This window comes from Trinickia sp. (assembly GCF_057351765.1).
The window spans coordinates 1-18,666 of record NZ_JBMRBK010000076.1; the positions used below are offsets into that span (position 1 = coordinate 1).

18 protein-coding genes are annotated in these 18,666 nt (G+C 61.2%); 10 read left to right on the top strand and 8 right to left on the bottom strand.

Features of this window, described 5'->3' with window-relative positions; translation table 11 throughout:
- Positions 1-470: 470 nt before the first annotated feature.
- The 3 genes from ACO1XS_RS21215 (at position 471) to mctP (ending at position 4,615) form a co-directional block, all read left to right on the top strand.
- Complete coding sequence (locus ACO1XS_RS21215) at positions 471-2,582, top strand: serine/threonine protein kinase (protein ID WP_486391635.1); 2,112 nt, start codon at positions 471-473, stop codon at positions 2,580-2,582.
- 342 nt (positions 2,583-2,924) lie between these two features.
- Positions 2,925-3,122: a DUF3311 domain-containing protein gene (locus ACO1XS_RS21220; RefSeq protein ID WP_173256069.1), complete on the top strand. Its 198-nt coding sequence runs from the start codon at positions 2,925-2,927 to the stop codon at positions 3,120-3,122.
- Positions 3,119-4,615 (top strand): monocarboxylate uptake permease MctP, encoded by a 1,497-nt coding sequence (gene mctP, locus ACO1XS_RS21225; RefSeq protein ID WP_486391636.1) that lies wholly within the window; start codon positions 3,119-3,121, stop codon positions 4,613-4,615. Before ACO1XS_RS21220 ends, mctP begins: the two co-directional genes overlap by 4 nt.
- A 105-nt stretch (positions 4,616-4,720) precedes the next feature.
- Here the strand turns inward: mctP and ACO1XS_RS21230 are convergent, their stop codons facing one another.
- Positions 4,721-5,614: a GntR family transcriptional regulator gene (locus ACO1XS_RS21230; protein WP_486391637.1), complete on the bottom strand. Its 894-nt coding sequence runs from the start codon at positions 5,612-5,614 to the stop codon at positions 4,721-4,723.
- 36 nt (positions 5,615-5,650) lie between these two features.
- Complete coding sequence (acnA, locus tag ACO1XS_RS21235) at positions 5,651-8,275, bottom strand: aconitate hydratase AcnA (RefSeq protein WP_331571150.1); 2,625 nt, start codon at positions 8,273-8,275, stop codon at positions 5,651-5,653.
- Between the two features lie 77 nt (positions 8,276-8,352).
- Here acnA and ACO1XS_RS21240 point away from each other — a divergent pair, with 77 nt between their 5' ends.
- Genes ACO1XS_RS21240 through ACO1XS_RS21250 form a run of 3 tightly spaced genes read left to right on the top strand, consistent with a single transcriptional unit; the run spans position 8,353 to position 11,822 of the window.
- A complete protein-coding gene (locus ACO1XS_RS21240) occupies positions 8,353-9,414 on the top strand; it encodes a lactonase family protein (RefSeq protein ID WP_331571148.1) in 1,062 nt (353 codons plus the stop codon).
- Between the two features lie 52 nt (positions 9,415-9,466).
- A complete protein-coding gene (locus ACO1XS_RS21245; protein WP_331571146.1) occupies positions 9,467-10,792 on the top strand; it encodes an MFS transporter in 1,326 nt (441 codons plus the stop codon).
- A 13-nt stretch (positions 10,793-10,805) separates the two neighbouring features.
- Positions 10,806-11,822 carry an ABC transporter substrate-binding protein gene (locus ACO1XS_RS21250; RefSeq protein ID WP_414720279.1) on the top strand — a complete coding sequence of 339 codons (1,017 nt, stop codon included), beginning with the start codon at positions 10,806-10,808 and terminating at the stop codon, positions 11,820-11,822.
- 85 nt (positions 11,823-11,907) lie between these two features.
- On the opposite strand, the gene ACO1XS_RS21255 is transcribed toward ACO1XS_RS21250, so the two are convergent.
- Entirely contained in the window at positions 11,908-12,525 is a 618-nt protein-coding gene (locus ACO1XS_RS21255; protein ID WP_331571144.1) for a TetR/AcrR family transcriptional regulator, read from the bottom strand.
- 90 nt (positions 12,526-12,615) lie between these two features.
- Between ACO1XS_RS21255 and ACO1XS_RS21260 the strand changes: the two genes are divergently transcribed.
- The gene (locus ACO1XS_RS21260) at positions 12,616-13,545 is read left to right on the top strand and encodes an NAD(P)-dependent alcohol dehydrogenase (protein ID WP_331571142.1); all 930 of its coding nucleotides are present in this window, start codon (positions 12,616-12,618) and stop codon (positions 13,543-13,545) included.
- A 105-nt stretch (positions 13,546-13,650) separates the two neighbouring features.
- On the opposite strand, the gene ACO1XS_RS21265 is transcribed toward ACO1XS_RS21260, so the two are convergent.
- From ACO1XS_RS21265 to ACO1XS_RS21285, 5 genes are all read right to left on the bottom strand, one after another.
- A complete protein-coding gene (locus tag ACO1XS_RS21265; protein WP_486391638.1) occupies positions 13,651-13,947 on the bottom strand; it encodes a 4Fe-4S dicluster domain-containing protein in 297 nt (98 codons plus the stop codon).
- Between the two features lie 2 nt (positions 13,948-13,949).
- Complete coding sequence (locus ACO1XS_RS21270; RefSeq protein ID WP_486391639.1) at positions 13,950-14,258, bottom strand: hypothetical protein; 309 nt, start codon at positions 14,256-14,258, stop codon at positions 13,950-13,952.
- 12 nt (positions 14,259-14,270) lie between these two features.
- Positions 14,271-14,825 (bottom strand): RNA polymerase sigma factor, encoded by a 555-nt coding sequence (locus tag ACO1XS_RS21275; RefSeq protein WP_486391685.1) that lies wholly within the window; start codon positions 14,823-14,825, stop codon positions 14,271-14,273.
- A gap of 219 nt (positions 14,826-15,044) precedes the next feature.
- Positions 15,045-15,941, bottom strand: a complete 897-nt coding sequence (locus tag ACO1XS_RS21280; protein ID WP_486391640.1) for an oxidoreductase — start codon at positions 15,939-15,941, stop codon at positions 15,045-15,047.
- 348 nt (positions 15,942-16,289) lie between these two features.
- Positions 16,290-16,583, bottom strand: coding sequence for a hypothetical protein (locus ACO1XS_RS21285; protein WP_486391641.1), 294 nt, complete (start codon positions 16,581-16,583; stop codon positions 16,290-16,292).
- Between the two features lie 385 nt (positions 16,584-16,968).
- Here ACO1XS_RS21285 and ACO1XS_RS21290 point away from each other — a divergent pair, with 385 nt between their 5' ends.
- The 3 genes from ACO1XS_RS21290 to ACO1XS_RS21300 are packed head-to-tail and all read left to right on the top strand — an operon-like array spanning position 16,969 to position 18,465.
- Positions 16,969-17,343 carry a hypothetical protein gene (locus tag ACO1XS_RS21290; protein ID WP_486391642.1) on the top strand — a complete coding sequence of 125 codons (375 nt, stop codon included), beginning with the start codon at positions 16,969-16,971 and terminating at the stop codon, positions 17,341-17,343.
- Positions 17,344-17,398: 55 nt separating this feature from the next.
- A complete protein-coding gene (locus tag ACO1XS_RS21295; protein ID WP_486391643.1) occupies positions 17,399-18,082 on the top strand; it encodes a DUF4336 domain-containing protein in 684 nt (227 codons plus the stop codon).
- A complete protein-coding gene (locus ACO1XS_RS21300; protein WP_486391644.1) occupies positions 18,079-18,465 on the top strand; it encodes a DoxX family protein in 387 nt (128 codons plus the stop codon). The genes ACO1XS_RS21295 and ACO1XS_RS21300 overlap by 4 nt, the downstream gene beginning before the upstream one ends.
- Positions 18,466-18,666 lie beyond the last annotated feature (201 nt).

Sequence of the window (18,666 nt, forward strand, 5' to 3'; positions counted from 1 at the left end):
CACGGCCGTCGAGTTCTTTGGCGACGCTCAGGTCTTCGATCATCAGCGTTTTCATGACAGTTCTCCAAAAGATTAAGCAAAGGGACTTCGAGGATAGTGAGCTGCAAGTGTTGCGGGCTCGGGTCTCTTACTGCACAGGCTATGCCAGGCGCGCGACGCAGGCGTTCCGATTGGGCGGAAAACGCCTCCGGCTAAGCCTTTGCTGGATTTCGACCGGGTTTTTCGCACGGCGGGCGATAGCGCATTGCGGCCGGCGGTGATGGTCGCGTGCCGACACACCGCGCTCACCTGTTGTTCGGCGGGCAACAGCTGTGTGTTGCTTCGCACGCTGAGTTCGGGCACCGATTGCGCAAGGTCTCGGCGCAGACTAGTATCGATCGACGAGCGTGCGTTTGGACTGGCGTGAAGACACGGCAAAGCGTCGCGCACGTTGGAAAAAAGCGTTGTTTAGAAGCCTGAGAGGCGCATGCATGACGAGCCTTGCGGAGCTGATCGAGACCTTCCGAAGGGGTGCGTTGTCGCACGACGCGTTCATCATGCAGATCGATCGCACGCTGGCGCTCGACCACGCCAACTGTGCGCGGCTGCGTGAAACGCTCGACGAAACGCAGACCAAAGATCCGCTGCCCGACGACATCTATGCCGAGCTCATTCGCCACATCGAACGGTTTGCGGGCACGCAAGCCGGTTTTGGCGATGAAACGCGCGTGCAGGTCGCGTCGCCGCCGGTGCGGCGTGCGGCGTCGCCGAACTCCGCGGCCGAGCCCGCCGAGGGCACGTTCGAGCGTGCGAAGGGCATCGGCGACACGCTCAACGGGCGCTTCGTACTTGAGGAATGCCTCGGCGTGGGCGGCATGGGTACCGTCTACAAGGCACTCGATCTGCGCAAGCTCGAAGCTGCCGATCGCAAGCCGTATATCGCGATCAAGGTGTTGAACGTTCAATTCCGCGGCCAACCCAGTTCGCTCATCGCCTTGCAGCGCGAAGCGCGCAAAGCGCAGACGCTCGCGCATCGCAACATCGTCACCGTCTACGACTTCGACCGCGACGGGCCGATCGTCTATATCACGATGGAGTACCTCTCGGGAAACCCGCTCAGCAAGCTGCTGCGCGAGCCCGGCTTTGCGGGCATTCCCTACGAGAAGGCGTTGCCGGTCATCGCGGGCATGGGGCGCGCGCTCGCTTATGCGCACGAGCGCGGCTTCGTGCATTGCGACTTCAAGCCTGCCAACGTGTTTCTCACCGATGCCGGCGAAGTGAAGGTGATCGACTTCGGCATCGCGCGTGCGCTCACGCGTCCCGACGAAGAGAGCGATGTGACGGTGTTCGATCCCGCAACGCTTGGCGGCATCACGCCGGCCTACGCGAGCCCCGAAATGTTCGAGCATCGCGAGCCGGACCCGCGAGACGATGTCTATGCCCTCGGCTGCGTGACCTATGAGCTGCTGACGGGGCGTCATCCGTTCAACCGCGTATCGGCCATCCAGGCGCGCGGCGAGAAGCGGCAGCCGGAGCGCCCGAAGGACCTCGATCGCCGGCAGTGGCGAACGCTGAGCGAGTCGTTATCGTTCGATCGTGCGACGCGCACGCCGAGCGTCGAACGGTTTCTCGAGGGCATGGGCGTCCGGTTGCACGCGCCGCCATCGCCGCCGCGGCCATCGCGACCTTCGCAGCCCGTCAAGGCCCCGCAACCGGCGGGAGCGCCGCAGCCTTCGCGGCAGGCGATGCGTCGCTTGAGCCCCGCCGTGTGGAAGGGGGCGAGCGTTTCGTTAGCTGCACTGATCGCAGTTGCGGCACTTTGGTATGGCTACCGCGAGTGGTCCGGCCCGCGCTCCGGCAGTGGCCAACCGCAACCGCCCGCCGTGGCGAAAACGCACGCATCGCCACCGACACCCGCGCCGCTGTCGCTTGCAGCGGTGACCCCGGTGCTCGCCGCGCAGCCGTGCTCATCGTTGAGCGCATCGATCGACGGCAACGCGTTGCAGGTTCGAGGCTATGTCGAAGGGCACACGGGCGTCACGCGATTGCGCGATGCGCTTGCGCGATTCGCCGGAGCAACGGCGCCGAGCATCGACGTGCAGCCGGTCGGCGAGAACAACTGCGACGTGGTGACAGCGTTGGCGCCGTACTGGACGTCGACGCATCAAGCGGGCGGCGTTGCCGCGGGCACATCGATACGCACGAAGGCTCAGAACGGACAACTGACTGAAGGCAGCCCGCTCGTGCTCGACGTGACGACACCCGGCTATGACACGTATGTCAACGTGGACTACTACGTGCTCGACGGCAGCGTGGTGCATCTCGTGCCGAGCCGTCGAGCAAAAGACAACCAGGCGCCGCCGAACTACAAGGCGACGATCGGAAGCATGGGCGACTGGGTCATCGGCAAGCCTTTCGGCACCGAGATGATCGTTGTCGTCTTGACGCCCGCACCGCTTTTCGACACGATGCGGCCGGATTCGGAACCGCGTGCGGGCTATCTGGCCGCGATGAACGAGCGCTTGAAGCAGATCGGCGAGAAGTACGGACCCGCGCGTATCGGCGTCGACTACGCGCAGATCACGACGCGCGCAGGGCATTGAGCACGGCTCGAAATCGCCAAGCAGCGACTTCCGACCGGCTAGACGAACCGGCTGGAGCGTCCGGTGTCGGGAAGCCGCGCCCGTGCGACATCGTCCGCGACGGACAAGTCACCTACGTATTTCTACGTAGCACCCCTAAGTAGTTATGCGCTTGCGGACGACGTACCGACCGCGAATACTACGCCCGTCAATCGCACCCGATTTGCATAAGGACAGGCCAGCTCCTCAAAGCAAGCTTCGCGTTTGGCTCGATTCTGCCCACGATAGTTAATAAAAGACAACGAATGTCGGCCCGCAGCTGCGGAACGCCGCTCTATTCCTCGTCAGCCCTAAGGAGATGGTATGGAGACCTCCAGCCCACCACGCCGCGCGTGGTTGCCGTTGATTTTGCTGTTGCCTTATTTCGCACTGCTATGGCTGCCGTTCTATAACGGCGCGCGTCCTTCATTGCTCGGCTTTCCGTTCTTCTACTGGTACCAGTTCCTTTGGGTGCCCATTACTTCATTGTTGATGTACGCCGTCTACCGGAGCGCCAAATGACCGAGCCGACTGCGATCAACACCACCGCCCTCGCGATCTTCATCGTTTTCTTCGCGCTCATCACGGTGCTCGGCTTCGTCGCCGCGCGCTGGAAACGAGGCGACCTGACGCAATTACATGAATGGGGACTCGGAGGACGCCAATTCGGCACTGTCATCTCCTGGTTCCTCGTAGGCGGCGATTTCTACACCGCTTATACGGTCATTGCCGTGCCCGCGCTCGTTTATTCGGTGGGTGCCTATGGCTTTTTCGCCTTGCCCTACACGATCATCGTCTATCCGTTCGTGTTCGCCGTCATGCCCAAGCTCTGGCAGGCGTGCCAGAAAGGCAATCACATCACCGCGGCCGACTACGTCCAAGGCGTGTTCGGCGGCAAGTGGTTCCCGGCAGCGATCGCGGTGACCGGCATCGTCGCCACGATGCCCTACATCGCGCTGCAGCTCGTCGGCATGCAAGTCGTCATCAAGAGCCTCGGCGTCACGGGCGAGTTGCCGCTCATCGTCGCGTTCGTGATTCTCGCGCTCTATACGTATGCAAGCGGCCTGCGCGCGCCCGCGATGATCGCGTTCGTGAAGGACATCATGATCTACATCGTCGTGATCGTCGCGATCTGCTGGATTCCGGCCAAGCTCGGCGGCTACGGCGCGCTGTTCGACACGGCGGACAAGTACTTCACGGCCAAAGGCGGCGCAACGGGCATTTTGCTGAAGCCGTCGCAGTTCACGGCTTATGCGACGCTCGCGCTCGGCTCCGCACTGGCGGCGTTCATGTATCCGCACACGCTGACGGGTGTGCTCTCGTCGAGTTCCGCCGCCACCGTCAAGAAGAACGCGATTTTCCTGCCGGCCTATACGGTGCTGCTCGGCTTGATCGCGCTGCTCGGATACATGGCGATCGCCGCGGGCGTGCACGTGAAGTCGCCGTCCGATGTGGTGCCGACGCTGTTCCTCACGTTGTTCCCGTCGTGGTTCGTGGGCTTTGCCGCCGCGGCCATCGCGATCAGTGCGCTGGTGCCGGCCGCGATCATGTCGATCGGTGCGGCGAACTTGTTCACGCGCAATCTTTATAAGCCTTTGATTGCGCCGAACGCCACGCCTGAAAAGGAAGCATCGAACGCCAAGCTGGTCTCGCTCGTCGTGAAGTTCGGCGCGCTGCTGTTCATCATCGCGCTGCCCACGCAATATGCGATCGATATGCAGCTGCTCGGCGGCGTATGGATCCTGCAAATCTTCCCGGCCGTGGTGTTTTCGCTCTACACGCGTCGTCTGACGACGCCGGGCTTGTTCCTGGGTTGGCTCGCGGGTATCTCGCTCGGCACGATTCTCGCCGCGATGCAGGGCCTCAAGCCGGTGTACGCGCTGCATATCGCGGGCGCGACGTATCCGACTTATATCGGTTTGATCGCGTTGGTGGTCAACGTCGTCGTTACGGTCGCCGTATCGGCAGTGACGGCAAAGAGCCGCGCGGCGCAACCGAACATCGCCGCGCAGTAAGCGGCTCCGCCTCTCGCAGCATGCAACGGCCATCGATCGACGATGGCCGTTTTTTTTCGTCGATCGCCACCGTGAGGGTGGCGACTGCGACGGCCTCGCAGCCCGCTACGGTTCGAGAATCTCTCTGATCCGCGAAAGCGCCTCGAGCGTGTGCAATAAATGCTCCCGCATGGCTGCCGACGCCTCTTCATTTTGTTCGCGTTCGAGCAGTTCGAGCACATGCAAATGCTGCTTTGCATGTTCGACGTACCGCTCGCGATGCTGCATCGATCGATAGGAAAGTAAGCGCCGCACGCGATTGACGCGCTTGATCGCATCGATGAAAAAGCTGTTGCCGGAGGCTTCCACCAGTGACTCGTGAAAGCGCACACCGCGTTCGTGCAACTGATCGGCTGTGTCGGTTTCAATGCCGCCGGCGAGCAAATGCTTTTCGACGTCTCTACACCGTTCGAGCACTTTGCGTTCGAGCCGATAGCCCGGCTCGAGGAGCGCGGCGGGTTCCAACGCGAGACGCAAACGGTAGGATTTCAACAGACTGTCAGGCGTCGTCAGCATGGGGGAGAACTGCCACCCGTATCCAGGCTTACGTTCCGCCCAGCCTTCTTGCCCGATCCGCGCCATGACCGCGGTGAGCTGTGCACTCGTGAGCCCGTAGCGTGTGCGAATCAACTGCTCGGAGAACTCATCGGGCAGCTCGCCTTTCAACCGATCGTCGGCGATCTGAAAATAAACGCTCGTCACGAGATCGGCTTCGGCGAGACCCAGCTCTGCCACGACGTCCGCAAGCGGCTCGACGACGGCCTTCGCCACAAAGAAGCCGCGGTTTTTCTCGCGCGTCACGATACCTTTCTCGTGAAGCAGCGCGAGCGCCTCGTTCACAGGAGAGCGTGAAACTCGCAGTCGATCGGCGAGCATCTGCGCAGGCAGATGCTCGCCGACATCGAGCCCTTCGGTCTTGATCAGTTCAACGATTTGCGTCGCAATGGATCTGTCGATCATGGAATGATGCCCTTCGCGCTCCGTGGCGACCCCGTCTCACGCTTTCTGCCTCGCCAAGCTATTGTGCAGGATCAGCGGGATGACACCTCCCGAGCGCAACAACTCGCATTCGAGGCGCGTTTCGACGGCTGCCGTCGCTTCAATAGGCTGCACGCTTCCATTCGCGCGAACGATGCGCACCGGTACCTTGCAGCGAGGTGACAGCATATCAGCCGGCGCGTCGATTTCCAGTTTGTCGCCACGTTGTAATCCCAGCGTGTGGGGGCTTGTGCCCGCCGGGAAACGCAGTGGCAGGATGCCCATGCCGATCAGGTTCGATCGATGAATGCGCTCGAAGCTGACGGCCAGCACGGCGCGGATGCCGAGCAATCGTTGCCCTTTGGCTGCCCAGTCGCGCGAGGAACCCGTTCCGTACCGTTCGCCCGCTACGAGCACGACCGAGTCGCCATCTTGCCGGTAGCGCTGCGCGGCTTCGAACAAGGGCATGACGTCGCCGCTTGGTACATGCAGCGTATGGGCGACCGGCAGGCCCGGAGCCAAACGATTGACGATCGTTCGATTGAAGAAGGCCGCCCGAACCATCACTTCCCAGTTGCCGCGTCGCGATGCAAACACGTTCAGATCGTTGCGATCGTCGCCGCGAGAGACCAGGAAATCGGCGACATAGCTGTCCTTCGGAATCGCGCTCGCGGGTGAAATGTGGTCGGTCGTGACGTCGTCGCCAAGCACGAGCAGTGGAAAAGCACTATAGCGCCCCAACTGTGTCCCTTCGGTCGCCGATGCGAACGGTGGCCTGCGCAACGCCGTCGATGTCGGGTCCCACGGGAACCGGGCGGCATCGGGCGCGTCCAGGTCGTGCCACGAGGGATTGGCGCTGGCGAGCGCGAACGCGCGTGGGTAGTCTTGTGGGTCCGCCGCTGTGGCAACGAGTTCCGCGACTTCCTCACGAGTCGGCCAGATGTCCCGCAAGTAGACGGGTTTGCCTTCACCGTTTTGCCCGATGGGCTCGCGGCCGAGGTCGATCTCGGCAGTGCCTGCGAGAGCAAAGGCGATGACGAGCGGCGGCGACATGATGAACCCGAGGTCGAGTTCAGGATGAATGCGGCCGGGGAAGTTGCGATTGCCCGACAGCATGGCGACAGGATAGACGCTGTTGTTTGCAATGGCGGCGCGGATTGATTCGGTGAGCGGCCCCGAATTGCCGATGCAGGTTGTGCAGCCGTACCCGACGATATCGAAGCCGACGGCCGACAAATCGTCAATCAGGTTGGCGCGTTCGAGGTATGCCGCCGCGGCAGGAGAACCCGGGCCCAGCGAGGTCTTGACCCACGCCGGCGGTTTGAGCCCCGTGGCTCGGGCCTTCCGAGCCAGCAGGCCCGCGGCGACAAGTAACGCGGGATCGGACGTGTTCGTGCAACTCGTGATCGCGGCGATCGCGACCGGATGCTTCGGCATGACAGGGTGCAGTTGCGACGGTTCGAAGCCGAGCGTCGATAGCAACGCTTTGGTCTCGGAATAGGCGTGCAAGTCCTGCGGCCGGCGCGGGCCGGCGATATGCATGCCGATGCCGGCGAGGTCGATCTCGATCGTGCGCGTATAGCGAGGGGTGGCGTGAGGATCGAACCAAAGGCCTGTCCGTTGCGTGAACGCTTCGACGAGCCGCACCAATTGTGGGGAACGATGGGTCGACCGCAGATAGTCGAGCGTGCGTTGATCCACGGGAAAATAGCCGGTCGATGCGCCGTATTCGGGCGCCATGTTGGCCACGACGGCTCGATCGCCCGCACTCAGGGTTGCCACACCGGGCCCGAAGAATTCGACGAACTCGCCCGATACGCCGATTGCACGAAGGCGTTGTGTGACGGTCAACGCGAGATCCGTAGCTAACACCCCAGCCTGTAATGCACCGGTCAAACACACGCCGATCACGTCGGGAATACGCTGCATGACCGGCATGCCGAACATGACCGTTTGTGCTTCCAGACCGCCCACGCCCCACCCAAGCACGCCGATGCCATTGATCATCGGCGTATGGCTGTCCGTGCCGATCAGTGTATCGGGCACGGCCCATCGTTCGCCGTCACGCTCGAACGTCGTCACTACGGTCGCCAGTTGCTCGAGGTTGATCGTATGCATGATGCCCGTGCCGGGCGGATGGATACGAACACCCTTGAGCGCCTTCGACGCCCAGCGCAGGAATCGATAGCGCTCGTTGTTGCGCCGCAGCTCCAGCTGCAGATTCAGCGGTGCGGCGTCGCGCTGCCCGAAGTATTCGACGGCGAGCGAGTGATCGACTGAAGAATCGACCGGCAGCACCGGATTGAGCAACGCAGGGTCGGCGCCGGCTTCGGCGAGCGCGTCTCGCATGGCGGCAATGTCGACGAGGGCGGGCGTGCTCGTCGTGTCATGCATGAGGACGCGATTAGGCTGAAAGGCAATCTCCGCTTCGCTCGTACCGCGAGCGATCCAGCCGCGAATGCCCTCGACGGCCTGCCGTCGTTCGTCGCCGTCGGTATTCCGGACGACGTTCTCGAGCAACAGGCGTAGCACGACGGGCAAATCACGCAGCGTGTCGCCGAACCAGCCCGGCAGATCGACGTGGCGGTACGACTTGCCGTCGACGTCCAAGCTGGCTTCCGTGGAGTGATCGGTGTTTTCCATAACTGCATTGTTGCATGTTATCGCGTACAAATGCAATCTAGTGCAAACCCGGGACGCATACGAAAGGAAGGACATCCATGTTTGCTTACGTCGGCTCGCGTACGACCCGCGAGCGAAACGCCCGAGGCGAGGGCATCAGCGTCTATCGGGTCGACGCCGAGACAGGGGCGCTCGAACGCGTCCAACTTTTGAAGAACCTTGTCAATCCATCGTTTCTTGTCATTAGCGCGAATGGCGAGCGACTCTACGCCGTGCATGGCGACCAAAGCGACATCAGTGCGTTCGGTGTGGACAAAGCGTCGGGTGAACTCACGTTTTTGAACCGGCAAAGCACCCAGGGCAAGAATCCGGTCCACCTTGCTATCGACCCGTCAGGCCGCTATGTCGTGGTTTCCAATCACATCGGCGCAAGCTTGGCAGTGCTGCCGATCGCGGCTGACGGATCGCTGCGGGAAGTGATGCAACTCGTTCGTCTCGAAGGTCCCGTCGGCCCTCATCGTGTCGAGCAGCAACAGGCCAAGCCGCACTTCAATCGATTCGATCCCACCGGCAAGTTCGTGATCGTTCCGGACAAAGGTCTGGACCGCATCTTTTCGTTTCGTTTCGAGGATGGGCGGTTGAGGCCGGCCATGCCTGCGTTCGTCGCTTCGCGGGAAGCCGCCGGACCGCGACACGTGGCATTTCATCCGAACGGCGCGTTTGCGTATGTCGTCAACGAGCTGGATTCGACCGTTACGGCATACCGCTATGCGAATGAAAGCGGGGCGCTGATACCGTTGCAGGTCATGTCCTCGCTGCCGGATACGTTCACGGGCAACAGCCGAGCCGCTGAAATCGAGGTCGATCGCGCGGGACGCTTCGTTTATGCGTCGAATCGAGGATGCGACAGCATCGCCGTATTCCGGATCGATCAATCCACTGGCCATCTGAAGTTTAGCGGCGCCCAACCGACGGGCGGCCGCACGCCGCGGTTCATGACCTGTACGCCCGACGGCCGGTACATGTATGCGTTGAACGAAGACAGCGACAGCATCGTAGCGTTTTCGATCGATTCAACGACGGGCCAACTCGAGCCGACCGGGTTTTCCATCGAATCGGGTAGTCCCGTATGCATGGTGTTCTCGCAGCACCAGGCGTAATTCCGAATACTTGTTCCAAAGCGGCCGGCGGCATCCGCCGGCGGAGACACACATGCATGCAATAACTGCCATCGACGAACGAGCCACCGTGCGCAAAATCGGGTGGCGAATTATTCCGTTCGTCTTCATTCTCTATATCGTTTCGTATCTGGATCGCGCCAACATCGGCTACGCAGCGCTGCAAATGAACACGGAGCTCGCGCTGAGCAGCGAAGCCTTCGGCTTCGCCTCGGGCATCTTCTTCATTGGATACTTCCTGTTCGAGGTGCCCAGCAACGTGCTGCTGAACAAGTACGGCGCTCGCGTTTGGATCGCGCGAATCCTCATCACGTGGGGCATCGTGTCGATCGCTTCGGCATTTGTACAGAGTGCGAATCAGCTCTACGTCTTGCGCTTTTTGCTGGGCGTGGCCGAGGCGGGCTTCTTTCCAGGCATCATCGTCTATCTGACGTATTGGTTCCGCGCCAAAGAACTCGCGACGACGGTTGCTCTCTTTACGGCGGCGATTCCGATCTCGTACGTAATCGGCGCTCCGCTGAGCACATGGGTCATGGACAACGTTCATTGGTTCGCCTGGAGCGGGTGGCGATGGATGTTGGTGCTCGAAGGCGCGCCGGCCTTGATCGGCGGTTTCATGTGTTTTACGTATCTAACGAACCGTCCGCAAGATGCGAAATGGCTCGAACCGAAAGAGCGGGACTGGCTGCTGAACGAGTTGGAAAACGATAGAAAGGCACGTCCAGACGCCAAGCATTTCGGTTCGCTGAAGGCGATGGCCAATCCGAAAGTGCTGTACCTGTCGTTCATCTACTTCGTTTATCAATGCGGCAGTCTTGGCGTCGGGTACTGGATGCCGCAGATCATCAAAGGTTTTTCGAAGTCGCTCAGTCACACGCAGGTCGGGCTCATTGCCATGGTGCCATACTTATTCGCGACGATCGTCATGATCAGGTGGTCGCGCAGTTCGGACCGCCGCAACGAGCGGCGTCTGCATTCGGCCATTCCCCTGGCGGTCTCCGCGGTGGCGTTGCTGGGGGCGGGGCTGTCGACCAATCCGTACGTGTCCATCACGATGATCAGCCTGAGCCTCGCGGGGCTCTATTCATTCAAGTCACCGTTTTGGGCGCTGCCGACGCTGTTTCTTACCCGTTCCACAGCGGCGGTGTCGATCGCAGTCATCAATTCCGTGGGGAATCTGGGCGGCTTCGTCGGACCGTTTGCGATCGGCTACATCAAGGGCTCGGGGCACAGCGCTACCCATGGGCTGCTGTTCCTCGCTGCATTGCTGGTTGCCTCGTTCCTGATGACGTTCTTCATCCGCGTTGACGAGCGGAACACGGCCGAGACCACCGGCGCCGTTGCCAATCACAGTCACTAACAGAGACAAAAAAATGATGAAGCAATTAAAGAAGCGTGTGTTTTGCATTGCCGCGGCGCTGTTGGGTGCGCTCGCGCTCGGCAACGCCCGGGCGGACGATGCGCAGCCTCTTTCCATCATGGTGGGGGGCATCTCGAAGTTCATCTATTTGCCCGTGAAGCTTGCCGACCAATTGGGTTATTTCAAGGACGAGAAACTCAATGTGGAACTTCTTTCACAACCCTCGGGCGTCGATGCCGAAAACGAGTTGCTCTCCGGCGCGGTGCAAGCCGTTGCAGGCGCCTATGACCATACGATCGACCTGCAGAGCAAAGGCAAGGAAGTGCGGTCGATCGTGACCTTCCTCCGGGTTCCGGGCGAGGTGGAGGTCGTGTCGAAGTCTTCGCCGATGAAGAGCATGGCCGATGCAAAGGGTAAGACACTGGGCGTCACGGGTTTGGGATCGTCGACAGACTTCCTGACGCGATACATGGCGCTGAAAAGCGGTGTCGTACAACAGCAATATTCGACGCTGCCAGTTGGCGCTGACAACTCGTTCATCGCCGCTGTCCGTCAGCACCGCATCGATGCGGGCATGACGACAGAGCCCACGGTATCGCGATTGCTTGAACAGGGCGACGCTTCCGTCATGGTCGATTTGCGTACGGTGGACGGAACCCGCGAAGCGCTCGGCGGGATTTATCCCTTCACGGGCTTATACGTGGATGCGCGCTGGCTGGCATCGCATCAGCAGCAGGCGGCGGCATTGGCGCGCGCGATGGTCCGAACGATGCAATACATCCATTCTCATTCCGCGGAAGAGATTGCGGACAAAATGCCGAAGGACTACTACGGCGGCGACAAGGCACTGTATGTACGGGCCTTGAAATCGACCTTGTCGATGTATACAGCCGATGGCAAGATGCCGACGGGTGGACCTGAAAACGTTCTTCGAGTCCTTTCGACGATCAATCCCGCGGTCAAGGGTAAACATATCGACCTGAGCAGGACGTACACGAACGAGTACGTCGGGCTCGCGGTGGCGAAGTAAGGCCGCCGCTGTCCGGGCAGGGCGCGTGCGTCACTCGACGCGCTTATTCCGAGCAGATTGCCTCATTCGCTTCATCGCAGGCGCGCTAACCACCGTGAAGCGCAGCGCGCAAGTCATCGAACGCCTTCTCGATGCGCTTGGTCAACGCTCCCTTTCCGCCTTCGTCGATCCATTCGTCGATCGCCACCCGGAACGCGCCGACGCCGGCCATGGCTGCCATTCGAAGCGGTCCGCGCCGGCTACGGCCCGGCCAGAGCCGACACAGCGACTCGAATGCGGAGTGCTCGATGTGTGTGTACTTCGCTTGATTGGCGGCGCGCAACTGGTCGCTCGAGCGAAGCACTTGGGCGATGCCGATCGCGGTGTCCGTGTCGAAATACGAAGCCAGCTTCCGAAGGGCGCCGCACAACGCCTCCAGCGGCGATTGATCGGTCGAAGCTTCCAGCACGGCGTCGCGCACCGCGTCGCCCATTCCCATCTGCCACGCGAGCAGGATTTCGTCTTTCGATTTGAAGTAGTGGAAAAAGGTGCGCCGCGAGATGCCAGCGGCAGCGGCAATGTCGTCGAGCGTGGTCGCTTCGTAACCGGCGGCGAGAAAAAGATCGAGTCCGACCTGCGTAATCCGCTGCAGGGTATCGCGGCGCTTTCTTTCACGCAGCCCCTCTGGCTGCCATTCGTTCGGTTCGACAGTTTTGGTCTGCATGGGCGCCATCGTAGCAGACGGCCTGCATCGCTTGCAATATTGCACTGAGTGAATTATTGTAATGCACTCAGTGCAAATTTAGAGGTATGCATGAATCGACTTCAATTCGATCGCTACGGCAACGCGGACACGATGCACATCGGGCAATGCGCTGTGCCGCAGCCGCGGGCGGGGCAAGTGGCAGTTCGTGTGAGGGCCGCAGCCATCAATCCGCTTGACTGGAAGCAACGCGAAGGCGCCATGCGGCTCGTCATGGATAGGCGATTTCCCAAGGGCATGGGATCCGACTTTTCGGGCGTTGTCGTTGCGCTGGGCGAGGGCGTTGCCGCCTTCCGCGTGGGCGATGAAGTGCTGGGCACCATGGCGATCAAACATCCCGGGGCGTTCGCCGAGGTGCTGGTCACGGGCGAGGGCAATCTCGTGAAGAAGCCCTCGCAACTTTCGTTCGAAGCAGCGGCGTGTCTGCCGATCCCCTGTGCGACGGCATGGGCGGCGCTGCTGCTGAAGGGGCGGGTGTCGCGCGGTACCCGCGTGCTGATCAACGGATGCACCGGGGCAGTCGGCCTAATGGCGGTGCAACTGGCTATCGCTCGAGGTGCGCAAGTGGCGGGCACGTGTAGCCAAGCGTCGATGGAGCGTGCTCGTGCGGCGGGCCTGGAGTCGGTCTTCGACTATACCGATGCGAGTGCGTGGGGTGCTGCCGGACCATTCGATGTGATTTTCGATACTGCGGGCACGCTGAACGTGGGGCTCGGTCTGTCGATGCTCAATCGGGGAGGCGTCTTCGCGGACATCAATCCGACACCGCGGCGGCTTTTGCGCGGCCTGTTGACGCGCCGCTACAAATTGGTGTTCGCCACGATGGCGACCCGACATCTCGCCGCAATCGCTGAACTCGCGGCGCAAGGCATTTTGAAACCCACCATCGGACTCGAAAGGGCATTTTCGCAGGCCGTGGAGACGGTTGCGGCTGTCGAGGGCGGGCTACGCGTGCCGGGCAGGGTGGTGTTGACCTTCTAGCGGACGCGGCGGGCACCGAGGCTCGCCATCGTCGCCGTGATGGATCGATTTCACCCCGAAGACGGCTCGTTAAACAGGCTCTGGCATCCGCGAAAACGTGTAACGCTATGCTGTTTTGGCGAGCTTGATCGCGCGTTCAGGGCATGCCGTCACGCAAAGACCGCACGAGCGGCAGGCATGTGCGTTCGGCGTGTAGGCGACTTTCATTCCATGCACGCGTAGCTTGAGGCGATGCATCAAATCAAGGCGGAAATAATCGGCCTCATCGATACGCCGGACCTCGAACACATTCTCCGGGCAGACCTCCAGGCAATCGCCTTTCCCTTCGCAACGTTTCAGGTCGACGACTGGCGCAATCAGCCCCGGCTCCTGTTTGCAGTCGCGCATCGAGTTCTGGGGCATGTTCAATCCTCCGTGTGCTGCGTGTGGCGCGAGCGCCACAGTGTCTGAAAATGCTCCCGTTCCTCGGGCGTCATCGCTTCCCATTTGCGCCAATGACGCCGTGCGCGCCAGCCGCCGTGTCCGCGGAATCCGCCAAAGAGGATGCGGCTCAAAACGAGCAAGCCCAACGCATGGGCGAAATCGATCGCACGTGCGCCAACGAACAGGCCAGGAATCACCCAATTCCACAGCGTCATGACGACCCACCCAAGCACGCCTATGGCGACGACCCCGAGCAGCGCTTTACCGGCACATCTGATTCGGAAATTCATCCGTTGACTCCTCTAAATATCCAGTTCGTCGTAAATGAGCTGCAGTCGGGCGCGCAGATGCAGAACCGCATAGCGTTTGCGCGCGAGCAGCGTATTGAGCGGCACACCGCTTTCCGCCACCATTTCCTTGAAGGGGCGCCCGTCAAGCTCGTGGGCGATAAATACCTCACGTTGATTCGGCGGCAACTCATCGAGCGCACCCTGCAAGGCCTCGAGCAATAGAGCGCGAGCGTAGAGCGCTTCAGGACCCGCATCGTGCGCTGGCAGCGCGAGGTCGAGGCGATACGCACCATCGGCATCGTCCTCGGCCTCGAACGGATCAGTCAGCGGCTGCTCTCTCTTCTTGCGAAAGCGATCGATGATGCGGTTGCGTGCGGCACGGAAAAGCCACGCACTAGCCTGTTCGATTGGAGCAGGGAGCCTGTAAGCCCGAACGAATTCGTGGAAGACATCCTGCAGGATGTCCTCGGCATCATCCGGGTCGCGTATTCGACGCCGGATGAAATTGACGAGCCTCGTGCGCTCACGCACCACCGTTGCGGTGATGTCGGTGTCTCGGTCGGTCATCGGGTACGAGGTGGGCGGTTCCATGCGCCTGAAGACGTTTCAGGAGTGCAAATATTGTGGCCAGCGCCAAAAAATGTTTTCTTGCGCGACTGCCGGTTCATTCGTCGCACGACCGATATTGCACGTCGAACCGCCGCGCCGATGCGAGCCGTTATCCCATGCCCGATGTCATGCCGAAAGTAGCTTTCCGGAATTCGGTGAGCGTCCCGTCCCCGAATGTCAGCCGGGTCCGTCACTCGCAGCCGCCAGAAGTGGCACGACCAGATCGCTGATCGGCGTAGGGATACCATGCGATCGACCGCGTCGCCGCACGACGCCGTTTCGGCAGTCCCATTCGAGCGGGCGACCAGCCTGTCGGTCCGCGAGGATCGAAGTGCCGAGGTCGGTCGGGTAGCTCTGGAATGCTTCGACGAGCTCTTGTGGGACCTCGTCGCCCAGCGTCGCGCCCTCTGCCCGGGCAACCTCGAGACATTCCCGCAAATAGGCTAGGGCCAGCCCGGCAATATCGGCGCGGGAGTACATGCCGGCACGACGACCGGCGAGAACCATCAAACCGGCGACCGCGTTCTGTAAAAGCTTGCGCCATGCGACGGAGGTGAAATCGGCCGTTAAATCGACCGAACAGCGCGTGCCTCTCAATGCCGAAAGAACAACGCTGCTCTCTGGCGTGTCTGGCACCGTAAGGCGCGCCTTGCCCCGTAGCCAGACCGAGGCGTCAGGTTCACGTTGGGCAGGAAACCATACCACCGAAGGTAGGACTGGGCTGCCGGGCAGGTAAGGGGCGAAGAGCGTTTTCTGTTCAACGCCGTTTTGCAACACGCAGACAACGGTCCTGTTACCGCACAGGGCAGAAAGCCACGGCGCTGCCGCGTCCACCTGTGTTGACTTCACCGCGACAAAAACCAGGTCGAACGTGTTTTCGACCTCAGCCGGATCGGTTCGCACAGGCCCCGGCACCGCGATGCGACCGCCGTCGAAGCGCAGCTCCAGGTGTTCGTGCGCTGAACGGCCGCAAATGGTCGGTGTGCGTCCGACCTCATGAAGGACCGCCGCCACGGTCGTGCCGATTGCACCCGGCCCAACGAGGGCGATCGTTGGATTTTCCGACATCGTCATTACGTCCTCCCAATCGTCTGTGCTGGTTCGACAGCATGCAGCCCCTACGCATCATCTCGCAATTTCGTGCGTGGCGTGGCTGCCCAGACGGGCATCATCGATGCCCCGAAGACGACTCATTGAAGAAGTTCTTCGTTCGTACGCGCCGGCCTCAGCTTTCCTCGGAAAGTCGATAGGAACCGTTCAGGTTCAGCAGCGAGCGCTCGGCGAGGTTGGCGTACAACGCGCGCACGCCGGCATTGCCCGGAGCGGGCGCGACGGCGCCAGATACGACTCTCTATCAACTTGAGTACACGCGCTGCAAGACGCCTTGGAGCGCTGGCTGACAGATCGCCACCGCGATCGCCGTTAATGGCTTGCGCCGTGCGGTAACCCTGCATGTCCGCCGGCTCCGGCCGGAGCGGCGGGCACAGGAGCAGGAGCAGCGGCGGCGGGAGCAGAAGCAGCGGCGGCCGGAGCAGAAGCTGCAGCATCAGCGGCAGGACCCGAGGCGGCAGCAGCAGGCGGCGCTTCGATAGAAGCAGCGCTCGAAGTGGCGGCCGCGTCCGACGCAGCGGGTGCCGCAGATTCATCGCTGCTCTTGCTGCATGCTGCGAGGGCCGTAGCCGCCAGCAGCGACGCTATGACGAGGGATTTCTTCAAGATCACGTCCTTCTATTAAAGAAGAGCCCGAAACGTCGGCGACGGCTTATCGCGGAACGAGAACTCGGTTGCCCAGGAGAGGACTCGCGCTTTCTGACTAAATGAATGATTGAAAGGGAATTATAGCGGCCTGGTGTAGCAAGATAGCGGCCGGGCACGCACCGATGTACCAGTTCGGACCGACCAAGCACTCTTACGCGAACGTTGTAGGCCGGCCGCTACGTGTAAATGAGGATACGTGCCACTGCTTATGCGTATTACTATTGGAATGCCCTGGTGCTAGGTTGAACGGTAATCCCTAGCTCGCGCGATACTCCGTTGATATCGATCCGACCCACAGCGGCTGGTCCCACGGCGGTATACGCTTCCGAACACGAAGGCAACGATGCAGCCCCCTTTCGCTAAGCTGACTAAAGCTGTCGTCATTTTCGTCACCGCGTTTTGCGGCAACGTGGACGCCACGGTTCCCAATCGAATCTTGGACGAAGCCGTTCAGGTGAACCCTTCCGACTCACCCGTCGCGGGGAAATCGGAGCGGCGCTCAGCGGGGCGCGTACGCGGTGTGGTTGCGGTATCGCATAGTCAGCGTAAGGAAGGGATGGATCGCGGACGGGCCGGGCAAGCCCTGGCGGACGATAACCGCGAGTTTCTGACCGCTCCTTTCGATCATTACATGATGCCGCACACGCTATTCGGCGCCGGGAGCATCGCCCTGAGCGCGTTGGGTGCCGGCGCTCCTGTTTTCGTCGCGCGTTCTTGAAGGGAGCGGGCATCGAGTCAACGTGCCATATCGTCCTTGCGAGACATCTCGACCAATGCTGACTGCGTTCGGACAGGATTTGTATTTTGCCGATGGGCCAGCGGCATCGTTCTATGGATTTCCATACCCGACCCGCATGGCGGTCGTGCGGCTCTCGTCGGGCAAGACATGGGTATGGTCGCCAATCGCGCTGACGGAAGATTTAGCCGTCGCCGTAGAGGCAGTCGGGCCGGTCGCGCATATCGTCTCACCGAACAAACTGCATCATCTCGCGCTCTCGGCGTGGAAGATGCTCTGGCCTGAAGCGAGCGTCCATGCCCCTCCGGGGCTCGTTCGAAAAATGAAAGGGTTTCGCTTCGATGCCGAACTTGGCGACGAGCCGGACCGACAATGGATCGACGACATCGATCAAGTTGTGTTTCGCGGATCGTTTGCCATGGAAGAAGTAGTGTTCTTCCATCGCGTATCACGCACCGCCATCTTCGGCGACCTGATCCAACGCTTTCCCGATGAGGTGGCCACGGGGTGGAAAGGCACACTCCTGCGGCTCGACGACCTCGTCGGACCGCACGGCAGCACGCCGCGCGAATGGCGACTGAGTTTTCTCTCGCGTGATGCCGCACGCGCCGCTCGCCAAAGAGTGCTCGATTGGAAGGCCGAGCGGCTTCTGATCGCTCATGGCCAATGCGCGGAAAGTGGGGCAACGCATGTCATTGCTGAGGCGTTGCGCTGGATTTGAAACGCGCTGGCAGCGCGGCGGTAGAGAATTGGACGCAGGTCCGCAAGTCGTATTCCGCACGGCAGCCGTTGCTGAATCTGAACAATGCAGCTGTGAGTCCGCCACCGTTCGTCGTTGAGCAGGCGGTCATCGACGCCTACCGCTTCATTATAGAAGTCGGCGTCGGGCTCGCACTCCTGGTCGGTTTCCGCACCCGCCCGTTCGCGTTGTTGTTGGCGGTCTATACGCTCGGCACCGCGGTGATCGGCCATCATTATTGGTCGATGTCGGGCATGACGCGCTTGGAGAACATGATCAATTTCTACAAAAACGTAAGTATCATCGGCGGTCTCGCGTTGCTCGCCGTGAGTGGTCCGGGCAGATATTCAATCGATCGGGAATGAGGCATCCGGCCGGCGGCGGCCCTCGTTCGGAAGGAGGAAAGCCAGCTCATTGACGCGGGGTCGACCGTACCGCCGTCCACGCGACCTTGCAGCGTGGGGGGATATCTCCAGTGTTCTGTCCCGGAAATAGCTTTGCGTACACGCCCGATCTTTTCGAGGATGGAATCGGCGGTGGGCGCCGCAAAGCGCAAGCGGATCAGA